Origin of the sequence: Pseudoalteromonas sp. H71, assembly GCF_001468485.1 — a bacterium.
Classification (GTDB): Bacteria; Pseudomonadota; Gammaproteobacteria; order Enterobacterales; family Alteromonadaceae; genus Pseudoalteromonas.
This window is the reverse complement of record NZ_LODI01000001.1, coordinates 71,294-84,521: the sequence shown is the minus strand read 5'-3', so window position 1 is coordinate 84,521 and position 13,228 is coordinate 71,294. Positions and strand designations below refer to the sequence as shown.

The following is a 13,228-nucleotide window of genomic DNA, read 5'->3' as shown; positions in this document are numbered from 1 at the left end:
TTAAATTATTAAATAAGGAGTGTTAAATGCGTGTTTTTCAAGTTTGCTTACTGTGCTTAGCACTGTTTGTTCAATACAGGTTATGGTTTGGTCAAAATGGTGTGCAAGACTACTCGCGCTTAAAAGGCGCGGTGGCAACCCACCAAGACACGAACGAAAAGCTAATAAAACGTAATAAAGTGCTTAAAGCCGATATAGAAGATTTAAAACTTGGCCTTGAAGGCATTGAAGAACGTGCTCGCAACGAATTAGGAATGATTAAACCGGACGAAACATTTATTCGTGTTTTACCGGGTAACCAATATGAGAAATAAACAAACCATAGTCGCGATTGTACCCGCAGCGGGTGTAGGCAGCAGAATGCAGCACAATGCACCTAAACAATATATACAGTTAGCGGGTAAAACAATTTTAGAACACACCCTAACTAAACTATCTCAATTACCACAACTACAAGCTATTGTTGTTGCCCTCAGTGATACAGATCCATACTTTGACGACTTACCACTAACAGATGCTCGTATTGTCCGAGCTACTGGTGGAAAAGAGCGAGCTGACTCAGTGCTAAATAGTTTGTTATTTTTAGCACCTAACCCACCAGATTGGGTATTAGTGCACGATGCAGCGCGCCCGCTGGTAGATATAACAGATATAGAGCGCCTGATTAATGAGTGCCTTAGTGCAAATGAAGGCGGGATTTTAGCCAGTAAAGTAAAAGATACCATTAAACGTGGCGGTACACACTCAAAGCAAACCGTACCAAGAGATGACTTATGGCAAGCGCTCACGCCTCAATTTTTTAAGTACAATGATCTTAAAGATGCGCTACAAAATGCGTTACAAAATGGCGCAACTATTACTGACGAAGCCAGTGCTATTGAGTGGGTAAACAAACCGGTAAAACTGATAGCGGGTCGTAGCGATAATATTAAAATAACCACGCCAGAAGACTTAGCTTTGGCGGGGTTTTTATTAAATAAACAACAAAACGAGAGCGCAGTATGATACGAATTGGCCATGGTTTTGACGTTCATAAATTTGGCGGCGAAGGCCCGTTAACTATTTGTGGTGAAAAAATTGATTACCCGCAAGGCTTTTTAGCACATTCTGATGGCGATGTAGCTATTCATGCATTATGTGATGCTATTTTAGGTTCACTTGCTATGGGGGATATTGGTAAGCACTTTCCTGATACAGCGAGCGAATATGAAAATATAGACAGCCGTATTTTGCTTCGTCATGTTGTTAAATTAGCTAAAAACCAAGGTTATGTTTTAGGTAATGGCGATGTAACTATTGTGGCACAAGCACCAAAAATGCTACCGCACATACAGGCTATGCGCGTAAATTTAGCCAGCGATTTAAACTGCGATCTTAGCCAAATAAATGTTAAAGCTACCACAACCGAAAAGCTCGGTTTTGAAGGGCGCAAAGAGGGTATTTCTAGTCATGCAGTGGTTATTATGAGTAAAGAACCTACGAGTACAACAAACGCATGAGCGACTTAAATTATTTATACGGTGCGCCACTTTCTAAAGCTGATTTTAAAACCATTGCTGAAGACTTTATGGTGGATGAAGAGCTGGGTATTGAGTTTACTGGTAGTGGTGAGCATGTATGCTTGCAGGTGGTTAAAAAGGGCGAAAATACACAATACGTGGCTAAAATTATCGCTCAAAAGGCCGGGGTATCGCCCCGTGAAGTAAGTTATGCAGGCATGAAAGATCGCCATGGTGTGTGTAGCCAATGGTTTAGTGTAAAAGTGCCAATTAAAAAGCACATAGATTTTACAGAGCTGAACAGCGAGAGTATTTTTGTAGTATCTCAGCAGCGCCATGAGCGAAAGCTACGAACGGGTTGCCACAAAGGCAATAAATTTACCATTACCCTTCGTAATGTAACCGAGCCGCTTGATATATTATGCCGCATAAACGCGGTTCGCGCAGGTGTACCTAATTATTTTGGCGAGCAGCGTTTTGGTCGCGATGGTCATAATTTAGTGATGGCCGAAAAAATGTTTGCTGGCGAGCGTATTCGCGATAAGAAGTTACGCGGTATTATTATTTCAGCTGCGCGTTCACATATTTTTAATCAGCTTGTAAGTTTACGTGTAAAAGAGCACGGTCTGGCTAAAACGATGCATCGCGAAGTGTTTATGCTCAGTGGTAGTAATGCGTTTTTTGAAGATGCGATTAATGACGAAAACATAGAACGTTTAGCTTCTGGCGATATAGTTATGTCGGCACCAATGGCTGGTAAAAGTGATAAAGGGTTAACTGAGCAAGAAAAAATATGGCTTAAACCGTATCAAGCATGGTGCGATGGCTTAGGTGAGTTAGGGCTTAAAAATGAGCGCAGAATGTTGCGTTTGATTCCTGATAGTTTAGCTGTAGAAACGCTAGATGACACGACTCTTAAGCTCAGTTTTGGTTTACCCAAAGGGTGTTTTGCCACCGCGTTATTACGTGAGCTGGTGGACTATAAAGATGCAAGTCCCAAAGAGCGAAAAGAAAAGGATGATGGCATAAATGAAAATACTGTTAAGTAACGATGATGGCGTTAATGCTAAAGGCATAGCGGTTTTATATAACGCACTTACGCAAATTGCAGACGTCACTTTGGTGGCACCAGACCGTAATTGCAGTGGTGCGAGTAACTCGCTAACATTAATGAACCCATTGCGGGCAACACCGCTAGAAAACGGATTCATATCGGTCAATGGCACACCTACCGATTGTGTGCATTTAGGTGTTAATCAATTGGTTTCAGAAAAACCAGATTTAGTAGTGGCAGGTATTAACCATGGTGCCAACTTAGGTGACGATACGCTTTACTCTGGCACCGTTGCCGCTGCTACTGAGGGGCGTCATTTAGGGTTGCCTGCAATTGCGGTTTCCCTTTGCTCACACCATGGCGAGCACTTCGAAACAGCTGCAGCGGTCACAGTCAATATTATTAAAGAGCTTGCATCGCACCCATTACCAAAAGATCAAATCATTAATATTAACGTGCCTGATGTTCCGCTAAGCGAGTTAAAAGGTGTGCAGGTTACGCGTTTAGGTGCTCGGCATAAAGCCGAAACCATGACCAAGCAAACCGATCCATGGGGACGAAGTATCTATTGGTATGGCTCGCTTGGCACAGAGAGTGATGCAGGCGAAGGAACAGACTTTTATGCCATTAATAATGGCTTTGCATCTGTAACACCTTTAAGCGTTGATATGACAGCGCACGACAGCATAAATGCCCTTGGAAACTGGTTATCTGATTTGGAAATAAACCGTGCTTGCTAATTACACACGCAGCGCAAAAGTATTATCAGATTTACTTAAACGTGAAGGCGTTGAGGATCAAGGTGTACTTGATGCTATTGCAAATATACCGCGTCATTTATTTATTGATGATGTGTTGCAACATAAAGCTTATGAAAATACTGCGCTACCTATAGGGCAAGGACAAACTATTTCACAGCCCTATATTGTTGCCCGTATGACTGAGCTACTAAGACTTGCGGGTGTGCGCGATAAAGTATTAGAAATTGGCACGGGCTCTGGCTATCAAACAGCGGTGCTTGCTAAAACGTTTACTAAGGTTTACTCGGTAGAGCGTATAAAAGCACTGCAATGGCAAGCAAAACGTCGCTTGCAGCAGCTTGATTTATACAATGTAACAATGAAACATGGAGATGGCTGGCAAGGTTGGCAATCTCAAGCACCATTTAACGGTATTATTGTTACGGCTGCGGCTGCTACCTTACCTCAGGACTTGTTAAGTCAATTAGCCGATGGCGGTGTATTATTAGCGCCGATTGGTGAAGTTGAGCAAAAGTTAACAATGGTTATTCGAAAGGGCGAAAGCTTTACAGAACATGTTATTGCACCAGTAAGATTTGTACCTTTGGTACCTGGTGATATTGAATAGGAATTCACTTTGAAGTTGTTTACTAAGTTGTACGATATGGCCCTAGTATGGGCAAAGCACCGTCATGCGGAGCGTTATTTAGCAGGAATGAGTTTTGCTGAGTCTGTTTTTTTTCCAATCCCACCAGATGTAATGTTAGCGCCAATGTCGCTGGCACAACCTAGCAAGGCGTGGCGTTTTGCAAGCTTTACTACCATTGCTTCTGTCTTGGGCGGTGTAATTGGTTATTTACTTGGGTTTTGGCTTTTTGAACCTGTTGTAGAGCCGCTAATTGCACAAATGCATTGGCAAGAAAAGTTTGATGTAGCGTTAAATTGGTTTAAAGAGTATGGCGTTTGGGTGGTATTTTTAGCTGGCTTTTCACCCATACCTTATAAAGTATTTACAATTGGTGCTGGCGTTTTACAGATGGCATTTTTCCCTTTTTTAATCGCTTCAGCAATTGGGCGCGGCGCCCGATTTTTTCTGGTTGCAGCGCTTATGAAATGGGGTGGAGCGCAAATGGAGAAAAAATTACGTCAATATATTGAAGTGCTTGGCTGGGCATTAGTGGTATTAATTGCTGTTGCGTACTTTTTATTGCGTTAAGCTACATAAAATAGCGTTATTTAAACATGGAGAAAAGTACGATGAATAAACAATTTATACTTTATGTTGCTTTGTTCATTAGTGTTTTTCTCTTTGGTTGTTCATCTCGCCACGTTCCGGCTCCTGTTAGTAGTTTAAATAATAATGTTAATGGCTCAAATCATTTAATTAACATTGCGGGTGGCAAATACACAGTACAAAAAGGCGATACGCTTTATTCTATCGCGTTTAGCGCAGGGAAGGATTTTAGAGAAATTGCTGAAAATAATTTAATTTCAAGCCCTTATGTTATATACCCCGGCCAGTCAATATCCCTGATATCCACGAGCAAAAAAATAAAAGGCTCAAAAAATTATACGAATTTGAGTAAAAAGTCTAGAAAAAACACACAAAATAATAACAAAAAATTAAAGAAAGGACTTGATCAGCCAAAAAAACGAGAGTATGTTCAAAAACAAGCCAGTAATAAAGTTAGTAACCAAAAGCAGTTATCGAGCGGTAAATTAGCGTGGTTTTGGCCAGCAAAGGGCAAAATTACCAAACGCTTTTCTAATAAGGAAAACGGCTATAAAGGCTTACAAATTACTAATAAAATGGGGGCTTCAGTTTTAGCCGCTGCACAAGGAACGGTGGTGTATGCGGGTAACGCGCTTCGAGGGTACGGTAATTTAATCATTTTGAAACATAATGATGATTATCTAAGTGCTTATGCACATAACTCGAAATTACTTGTAAAAGAAAAGCAAAAAGTTAAGGCAGGACAAAAAATAGCAGAAATTGGAAATTCAGAGTCTTCGGTTACCGCGCTTCGCTTTGAAATTCGTTACCGGGGGAAAGCTGTCAACCCTGCTAAATACCTTCCTTAGATTTTAGGTATTGATAATTGCTCTGGAGAAGGCTTATGGCTAATGCAGCAAAAATTGAAAAAAATATTAGCAATGACGACAAGTTTGATGAAAACACCGTTGAAGAAGCAACACCGTTACTTGAAAAAGTAGATGACGAAGACATATTTGCAAAAGAAGAAGTTACTAAAAACCTTGATGCCACACAACTTTACTTAGGTGAAATAGGTTTCTCTCCATTATTAAGCGCAGAAGAAGAAGTATTTTTTGCTCGCAAATCTTTAAAAGGCTGCGAAGCCTCTCGTAAACGCATGATTGAAAGCAATTTACGTTTAGTTGTTAAAATTGCCCGTAGATACAATAACCGTGGACTTGCACTACTCGATTTAATTGAAGAAGGTAACTTAGGGTTAATTCGCGCTGTTGAAAAGTTTGACCCTGAGCGCGGCTTTAGATTTTCAACTTATGCAACATGGTGGATACGTCAAACAATTGAACGTGCCATTATGAACCAAACACGCACCATTCGTTTGCCTATCCATGTAGTGAAAGAGCTTAATGTTTACTTACGTACAGCACGAGAGCTAACCCAAAAGCTCGACCATGAACCAACTGCTGAAGAAATAGCTGAGTGCTTAGATAAGCCAGTTGAAGACGTAACCAAAATGCTACGTTTAAACGAAAAAATAGCCTCGGTTGATATGCCTATTGGTGGCGAAAACGATAGCGTTCTGCTAGATATTTTACCTGACGAAAAAGGCAATGGTCCAGAAGGTGAAGTACAAGACAACGAAATTAATAAGCACATTGTTGATTGGTTAGGAGAGTTAAACCTCAAGCAACGTGAAGTGCTCGCTCGCAGGTTTGGGTTACTCGGCTACGAGCCATCTACACTTGAAGATGTAGGCCGGGAAATAGGCCTAACACGAGAGCGAGTAAGACAAATACAAGTCGAAGCACTACGTCGTTTAAAAGATATTTTGCAACAAGAAGGGTTAAGCACTGATAGCTTATTTAACCAATTTTCTTAATAGTAAATGTAAGGCCTTACTGGGCTGGAATAAAAAAGCCGAAAAAATTAATCTTCGGCTTTTTTATGTTTTTTACAAGGCAAACTTAAAGCAATGTTTTTAATTTATAAAGCAATTCGTGAGCTTGTCTGGGTGTTAAGTTATCTGGATCAATTGACTTTAACTGTTCTTCCACTTGTGAAGGCTCAATAATCGCTTCGTTATTAAATGAAAATGTTTGTTGTTCTGTATTAGGCGCCGTTACACTTTGATGGTTTTCGAGTAGCTTAAGTTTTTGTTTAGCTTGCGCAATTACAGCTTTAGGTACGCCTGCAAGAGCGGCGACTTGTAGACCAAAGCTTTTGCTTGCTGCACCGTCTAGCACGGTATGCATAAATGCGATTGTGTCATTATGCTCTATTGCATCTAGGTGAACGTTTACAAGGCCTTGAGTTTGCTCTGCAAGCTCTGTAAGTTCAAAGTAGTGTGTTGCAAATAGTGTTTTAGCTGAAATTTTTGATGCTAAATGATCGGCCGTGGCATACGCAAGCGAAAGCCCGTCGTAGGTGCTTGTTCCTCGCCCAATTTCATCCATTAACACTAACGACTGCGCTGTCGCATTATTTAAAATAGTGGCGGTTTNGGTCATTTCAACCATGAAGGTTGAGCGGCCAGAGGCTAAATCATCACTTGCACCAATACGCGTAAATATACGGTCTATATTACCTATTTTCGCGCTATCTGCAGGCACATAACTGCCAATGTGTGCCATGAGTACAATAAGCGCTGTTTGGCGCATATAGGTTGATTTACCACCCATATTTGGACCTGTAATAATCAACATTTTGCGCTGGCTATTAAGCTCTACAGGATTTGCAATGAAGGGTTCTTTCATTACTTGCTCTACAACGGGGTGACGGCCTTGTTTAATGCTAATGTTGTCGTTGTCGCATAACTCTGGTTTAGCATAATTAAGCGCAAAGGCGCGCTCTGCTAAGTTGTTTAGCACATCTAAGTCAGCAAGCGATGCGGCCATTATTTGCAGCTGTTCAATGTGAGGGGCTATAAATTCAAATAACTCTTCGTATAGTAGTTTTTCAAGCGCGAGTGCTTTTGATTGGCTGCCAAGTACTTTGTCTTCATGCTCTTTAAGCTCAGGAATAATATAGCGCTCATTATTTTTAAGCGTCTGGCGACGAATGTAATCAGCTGGTACTAAATGAGAATTAGCACGGCTTACTTCTATAAAAAAACCGTGCACTCGGTTATAGCCAATTTTTAATGTGCTAATACCTGTGCGTTCACGCTCGCGTTGTTCAAGCTGCTCAAGTACATCTGTGGCACCTTTACTCAGGTTACGCCACTCATCTAATTCACTATTATAACCAGGTGCAATTACGCCCCCATCACGAATAAGTACTGGTGGATTATCAATAACAGCACGCTCTAGTAATGCTTGTAATTCAGGTAGTTCTGGCGAGTGTTTGATAATACTCGCTATGCGCGGGTCGCTCGCATCATTTAATAAGTTATGTAGTGGTGCAAGTGCCTGTAGTGCACTGCGCAAGCGTGTTAAATCTCTTGGGCGTGCAGTGCATAGTGCTAAACGCGCTATTACACGCTCTATATCACCAATATCTTTTAATGATTCATGTAATTCGCCGCAAAGCTGTACGTCTAAAATTGCGCTAATGGCATTTAAGCGAGAATTAAGCTCATTTTTATTACGAACTGGCGTATGGATTCGGCGTTTTAATAAGCGCGATCCCATTGCTGTAGCGGTTTTATCAAGTACTTGGGCAAGCGTATTTTCAAACCCGCCAGATAGGTTAACAGTAAGCTCTAAGTTTTTACGGGTTGCGGCATCTAAAATAACAGCATGCTCGTTATGTTCAAGCGTAATGGCGCGAATGTGAGGTAAAGCAATTCGTTGTGTATCTTTTACGTATTGCATTAAACAGCCGGCGGCTACGAGTGCAGTATGTGCTTTATCTACACCAAAGCCGACTAAATCTTTTGTACCAAATTGATCGCATAATAAGTGCTGGGCCGTATCTAAGTCGAACTCCCATTCAGGGCGGCGACGAGCGCCTTTGATATGCTCAATCAAATGGGTGTTTTCAAAGCTTTCGCTATATAAAAGTTCTGCTGGTGACAAACGCTGTAGAGTTGAACAAAATGCCTCATCGGTACTTACCTCTACAATGTTAAAACGACCAGAATTTATATCAAGGTAAGCGATTCCGTATTGGCCCTTTTTATTTTGCCAAACACTGGTCAGTAGATTGTCTTGTCGCTCTTGTAGCAGCGCTTCATCCGAAATGGTGCCCGGTGTTACAATACGCACTACTTTTCGCTCAACAGGACCTTTACTGGTTGCGGGGTCGCCAACTTGTTCACAAATAGCAACAGATTCGCCCATTTGTACTAAACGAGCTAGGTAGTTTTCTACGGCATGATAAGGCACACCTGCCATAGGAATTGGGTCGCCACCGGCTTTGCCGCGCTGGGTTTGCGAAATATCGAGTAATTGCGCTGCACGTTTTGCGTCGTCAAAGAAAAGCTCATAAAAATCACCCATACGATAAAACAATAAAATATCGCGATGCTCTGATTTTATTTTTAGATACTGCTGCATCATAGGGGTTTGTTGTTTTATAGTGTGTGGTGCAAAAAGATCAAACGACATGTATTTACCCAAAGGCTGAATATGGAATTACATCAAGAGATTAAAACACTTGCTGCGCAATTAGGTGCTATTTTAACGGATAAATGCTTATGGATCACTACTGCTGAATCATGTACGGGGGGAGGGGTCAGTTATGCCCTCACAGATACCCCCGGTAGCTCTGGATATTTAGGGCGCGCATTTGTCACATATAGTAATGAAGCGAAGCACGAATTACTCAATGTAGCGACGAATACGTTAGAGCAATATGGTGCTGTGAGCGAGCAAACAGTAAAAGAAATGGCGCTGGGTGCAAAAAATATCGCTAATGCTGACGTTGCTATTGCTATATCGGGTATAGCTGGGCCGGGTGGAGCAACACAAGATAAACCTGTAGGTTTTGTATGGTTTTGCCTACAAATTGCAGATAAACAATTTACATTTAAGCATATATTTAGTGGCGACAGGGCAAGTGTAAGAGCTCAAGCTATTGAATTTTCATTAAAAATTGCGATTGAAAAGATAAAGTTATAAATTTTGCTTGATACTGTGATTTCATACAGTATACTTGTTCGCATTAGCCGGATTTGGAGAACAAAATGAACGATAATAAACAAAAAGCGTTAGATGCAGCCCTATCACAAATTGAGCGTCAATTTGGTAAAGGATCAATCATGAAGTTGGGTGACAACAAAGCCCTAAATATTGACGCCGTATCTACAGGTTCACTAGGGATCGACATTGCTTTAGGCATAGGCGGTTTACCAATGGGTCGTATTGTAGAAGTGTACGGTCCTGAATCATCAGGTAAAACTACGCTGACTTTGCAAGTTATCGCACAGGCTCAAAAAGAAGGCAAAACATGTGCCTTTGTTGATGCTGAGCATGCTCTAGATCCAGTATATGCACAAAAACTAGGTGTTAACATTGATGAGCTTTTAGTATCTCAACCAGATACGGGTGAGCAAGCGCTAGAAATTTGTGACATGTTAGTACGTTCAAGTGCGGTTGACGTGGTTATTGTCGATTCTGTTGCTGCACTTACACCAAAAGCTGAAATTGAAGGCGACATGGGCGACTCGCACATGGGCTTACAAGCACGTTTAATGTCGCAAGCATTACGTAAGCTTACGGGTAACATTAAACGTTCTAATACGTTATGTATTTTCATCAACCAAATTCGTATGAAAATTGGTGTAATGTTCGGTAACCCTGAAACAACAACCGGTGGTAACGCACTTAAGTTTTACGCGTCAGTTCGTATTGATATACGCAGAATTGGTTCTGTAAAGGAAGGCGATGAAGTTGTTGGTAATGAAACGCGTGTTAAAATTGTTAAAAATAAGGTAGCGCCTCCGTTTAAACAAGCCGAATTTATCATCATGTATGGTGAAGGTATTTCTAAGCAAGGTGAACTAATTGATTTAGGTGTTAAGCACAAAATTGTTGAAAAAGCAGGTGCTTGGTACAGTTACAATGGCAACAAGGTAGGCCAAGGTAAAAATAATTCGATCAAATTCCTAAAAGAAAATGTAGAAATTGCGAACGAAATTGAAGGCAAACTACGCGATATGTTATTGCTTAAAGCGACAATTGAGCCAGAAGACGGTGAAGATGTGCTAGGTGATGAAGGCGACCTTTAAGCTTTACAATGTTCTCTAAGCTTGATTTGACCCGAGCTTTATAAAAACGCTAACCAGTAATGGTTAGCGTTTTTTTATGTTTAAACATCTATTAAATGAATAATAACGATTCGTTTAACTAGCTGAGCTATGTTTGTGAAAGGAAGTCCAAATAGCATCAGGTTGATTTCTTAAATTATTATTGCGGGTGCTATTACAAATTAAAAAAAACGACACAGAGTATGTGTCGTTTAAATTAAGTTATAAAAAGACGTTTAATTTGCTTTATAACTGCCAATTAACCGATAGGGCGTAGTTGCGTGGCGCGCCATAGTAACCTTGCGCCCAATATAGGCTATGTAAGTATTTTTCGTCAGTGGTGTTATTAATGTTAAAAGTAATCCCTACGTTTTGAGTGATTTTGTAGTTAGCCATTAAATCAAGAATACCGTAAGCACCTTGGTTTGTTGTTACAAGCGCTGCCCCCGTTGGATCTGATACTTGCACTCGGCTAACGGAATCTTGCCAGCGGTAGTTTGCGCCAAATGTTAAACCCTCAACAAGCGGTACTTGGTAAGTAGCGGCCACCTTTAATTGGTTCTCTGGGGTGTAGTCTTTTACTAGATCATCACCTTCAATACTCAGGTTACTAAAGCTTATGCTTGCACTTAAGTCTTCGGTAAGTTTCCCACTTAGTTCTATTTCAAAGCCGTCGCTGTTAATACCTTCGGCACCGTAGTAGCGTGTATCACTTGGTAGTGAATCAGGAAGTGCGACTGCAAGCCCTTCTTGCTTAGCATCAAAATACGCTAAAGTTAAAAACACTTGATCGTCTAAAAGCTGTGCTTTTAAACCTATTTCACTACTTTTACCTGTAATTGGCGCAAGTTGTTCTGCGTTTATATCAAGTTCGTTTTGTGGCACGAACGTTTCGGTGTAGCTTGCATAAGCCGAAAGTGACTCAGTAAAGTCGTAAACAGCACCAACATAAGGGATTACTTCGCTGTCATCACGTGTTTGCGCTACACCATATGCTGTGCCTTTTGTTTCCCAGTCTGTATAACGAACGCCCGCAAGTATACTTAGTGGTGCACTTAGTTTTATACGAGTTGAGACATAAGCTGATTGTTGTTTGTTTTCAATGTCACTACCGTTTAAACCGTCTGCAAGTGTTGCCTCTGGGGCTACTCCATCCCATGAATCAAGTGACGGCATGGCAGGAAAGCCATTGCCTGTAGTATAATCGTAGAGTGACTGTTCGGTATAATCCATATTGGCTTGGCTTACCCCAAACGATAGGTCGTGCTCTAAGCCAAATAAATCAAACTTACCACTGGCGTATAAATCAAACAGATCGTGTTTATCTTCGTAATCATAACGACTAGCGTAACCCGTTAAGCCAAGTCCTGTTTCTTTATCTGGTGTACCGTATACATAAAAAAGCTCTGAGTCCTGCTCGTTTTTAATGTGTGCATAACGAGCAGTTGCAACCCATGTAGTCGACAAATTTTGTTCAAGGGTTACATAAACTTGCTCAGCGCTATTGTCCCAGTATGACCAGTCAGAAGCGGTGCTGGTAGATGAATCGTAATCTGTGGCTGAGCCATCAGTATAATAAAGTGGTAATGCTCCCCAAAGTGGGCTGTCGGCATCTTTTTGTTGATTAACGTAGTTAAGGCTAAGCGTTGTGTCATTTGTTATTTTGCCTTCGTAGGCTAAATAACCAATTGTTTTATCTGTTTCGTAACGATCTAAGTATGACTCGGCTTGTTGCTTAGTAAATACAGCGCGTACAGCGTGCTCATCGTTTATAGGTGTTGAAACATCAAGCTCTAAACGCTTGTTATTCCAAGAACCATAAGATGCAGATGCATGAGCTTGTGTTATGTAAGTTGGCTTTTTAAGTACCATATTAACGGTTGCGGACGGGTTTCCTGCTCCCGTCATTAAGCCGTTGGCACCACGAACTATTTCTACACGGTCGTATATAGACGTATCTAAAGTCCCTTGAATTGAACCTGAGCTTTGTGGAATACCTAAACCATCTACCTGAAAGTTAGTTATTTCAAAACCACGAGCTTTGAAGTAAGTTCGGTCTGTTTCTATTTGTTCTACTGTGACACCCGGTGTACTTTCAAGCACAGCGTTAATGTTGTCTAGTGAAAAGTCGTCCATTAATGCACGTGATACAACAGATATGCTTTGTGGTGTTTCTTTGATTGAAAGGCCTAATTTTGTTGCAGACTGTGCTTCTTCGGTAATGTAATTTTTATGATGTTGACCGTATACAGCTATCTTTTCTAGCGGGTCACCTTTTGTATTTTCTTCATCAGCAAATGTATAACCAGACAAAATTAAAGAGGTAACAAGGCTTAATTTTGACAAACGTAAAATAGTAGGGGACGACATAGTGGTTCCAGTGAGTTTAAATTGGAATTCATGTTAATCTAAATGATATTGATTTGCAATTACGTTAATTGCTATTTTTTATTGATACTAATTTACTTAATTTAGTGGCTATTTTGAGCGAGGCGGAGAGATATGCTAGATAGCTAGGCAAAAAACTCTCTATTT

General features: G+C 40.8%; 13 protein-coding genes and 1 pseudogene. 11 read left to right on the top strand and 3 right to left on the bottom strand.

Annotated elements, in window-relative coordinates:
• Positions 1-26: 26 nt before the first annotated feature.
• From ftsB to rpoS, 9 genes are read left to right on the top strand one after another with little or no spacing between them, the layout of a single operon-like run.
• Positions 27-314, top strand: coding sequence for a cell division protein FtsB (gene ftsB / locus ATS71_RS00380; protein WP_006791955.1), 288 nt, complete (start codon positions 27-29; stop codon positions 312-314).
• The gene (ispD, locus tag ATS71_RS00375) at positions 304-1,005 is read left to right on the top strand and encodes a 2-C-methyl-D-erythritol 4-phosphate cytidylyltransferase (protein ID WP_058403029.1); all 702 of its coding nucleotides are present in this window, start codon (positions 304-306) and stop codon (positions 1,003-1,005) included. Before ftsB ends, ispD begins: the two co-directional genes overlap by 11 nt.
• Positions 1,002-1,499 carry a 2-C-methyl-D-erythritol 2,4-cyclodiphosphate synthase gene (gene ispF, locus ATS71_RS00370; protein WP_058403028.1) on the top strand — a complete coding sequence of 166 codons (498 nt, stop codon included), beginning with the start codon at positions 1,002-1,004 and terminating at the stop codon, positions 1,497-1,499. Before ispD ends, ispF begins: the two co-directional genes overlap by 4 nt.
• Complete coding sequence (truD, locus tag ATS71_RS00365; protein WP_058403027.1) at positions 1,496-2,548, top strand: tRNA pseudouridine(13) synthase TruD; 1,053 nt, start codon at positions 1,496-1,498, stop codon at positions 2,546-2,548. The genes ispF and truD overlap by 4 nt, the downstream gene beginning before the upstream one ends.
• Positions 2,529-3,293, top strand: coding sequence for a 5'/3'-nucleotidase SurE (gene surE, locus ATS71_RS00360; RefSeq protein ID WP_058403026.1), 765 nt, complete (start codon positions 2,529-2,531; stop codon positions 3,291-3,293). The genes truD and surE overlap by 20 nt, the downstream gene beginning before the upstream one ends.
• Entirely contained in the window at positions 3,283-3,921 is a 639-nt protein-coding gene (locus ATS71_RS00355) for a protein-L-isoaspartate(D-aspartate) O-methyltransferase (RefSeq protein ID WP_058403025.1), read from the top strand. The genes surE and ATS71_RS00355 overlap by 11 nt, the downstream gene beginning before the upstream one ends.
• A 9-nt stretch (positions 3,922-3,930) precedes the next feature.
• A complete protein-coding gene (locus tag ATS71_RS00350) occupies positions 3,931-4,509 on the top strand; it encodes a YqaA family protein (protein ID WP_058403024.1) in 579 nt (192 codons plus the stop codon).
• Between the two features lie 41 nt (positions 4,510-4,550).
• Positions 4,551-5,375: a peptidoglycan DD-metalloendopeptidase family protein gene (locus ATS71_RS00345; protein ID WP_058403023.1), complete on the top strand. Its 825-nt coding sequence runs from the start codon at positions 4,551-4,553 to the stop codon at positions 5,373-5,375.
• 35 nt (positions 5,376-5,410) lie between these two features.
• Complete coding sequence (rpoS, locus tag ATS71_RS00340; protein WP_058403022.1) at positions 5,411-6,385, top strand: RNA polymerase sigma factor RpoS; 975 nt, start codon at positions 5,411-5,413, stop codon at positions 6,383-6,385.
• Between the two features lie 85 nt (positions 6,386-6,470).
• Here rpoS and ATS71_RS18730 read toward each other — a convergent pair.
• Both ATS71_RS18730 and mutS read right to left on the bottom strand, forming a co-directional pair.
• Positions 6,471-7,006: pseudogene (locus ATS71_RS18730) on the bottom strand (MutS-related protein); the annotation flags it as partial.
• Position 7,007: 1 nt separating this feature from the next.
• A partial coding sequence (mutS, locus tag ATS71_RS00335; protein WP_235591382.1) for a DNA mismatch repair protein MutS occupies positions 7,008-9,053 on the bottom strand: 2,046 nt, incomplete at its 3' end.
• 21 nt (positions 9,054-9,074) lie between these two features.
• On the opposite strand from mutS, the gene ATS71_RS00330 reads away from it, so the two are divergent.
• Positions 9,075-9,566: a CinA family protein gene (locus ATS71_RS00330; RefSeq protein ID WP_058403020.1), complete on the top strand. Its 492-nt coding sequence runs from the start codon at positions 9,075-9,077 to the stop codon at positions 9,564-9,566.
• 65 nt (positions 9,567-9,631) lie between these two features.
• Positions 9,632-10,675: a recombinase RecA gene (gene recA / locus ATS71_RS00325; RefSeq protein ID WP_058403019.1), complete on the top strand. Its 1,044-nt coding sequence runs from the start codon at positions 9,632-9,634 to the stop codon at positions 10,673-10,675.
• A 264-nt stretch (positions 10,676-10,939) separates the two neighbouring features.
• On the opposite strand, the gene ATS71_RS00320 is transcribed toward recA, so the two are convergent.
• Positions 10,940-13,063 carry a TonB-dependent siderophore receptor gene (locus ATS71_RS00320; RefSeq protein WP_058403018.1) on the bottom strand — a complete coding sequence of 708 codons (2,124 nt, stop codon included), beginning with the start codon at positions 13,061-13,063 and terminating at the stop codon, positions 10,940-10,942.
• Positions 13,064-13,228 lie beyond the last annotated feature (165 nt).

Coding starts and splice junctions, on each gene's coding strand:
- ftsB (WP_006791955.1), top strand. CDS start 27: ATGCGTGTTTTTCAAGTTTGCTTACTGTGCTTAGCACTGTTTGTTCAA.
- ispD (WP_058403029.1), top strand. CDS start 304: ATGAGAAATAAACAAACCATAGTCGCGATTGTACCCGCAGCGGGTGTA.
- ispF (WP_058403028.1), top strand. CDS start 1,002: ATGATACGAATTGGCCATGGTTTTGACGTTCATAAATTTGGCGGCGAA.
- truD (WP_058403027.1), top strand. CDS start 1,496: ATGAGCGACTTAAATTATTTATACGGTGCGCCACTTTCTAAAGCTGAT.
- surE (WP_058403026.1), top strand. CDS start 2,529: ATGAAAATACTGTTAAGTAACGATGATGGCGTTAATGCTAAAGGCATA.
- ATS71_RS00345 (WP_058403023.1), top strand. CDS start 4,551: ATGAATAAACAATTTATACTTTATGTTGCTTTGTTCATTAGTGTTTTT.
- rpoS (WP_058403022.1), top strand. CDS start 5,411: ATGGCTAATGCAGCAAAAATTGAAAAAAATATTAGCAATGACGACAAG.
- ATS71_RS00330 (WP_058403020.1), top strand. CDS start 9,075: ATGGAATTACATCAAGAGATTAAAACACTTGCTGCGCAATTAGGTGCT.
- recA (WP_058403019.1), top strand. CDS start 9,632: ATGAACGATAATAAACAAAAAGCGTTAGATGCAGCCCTATCACAAATT.
- ATS71_RS00320 (WP_058403018.1), bottom strand. CDS start 13,063: ATGTCGTCCCCTACTATTTTACGTTTGTCAAAATTAAGCCTTGTTACC.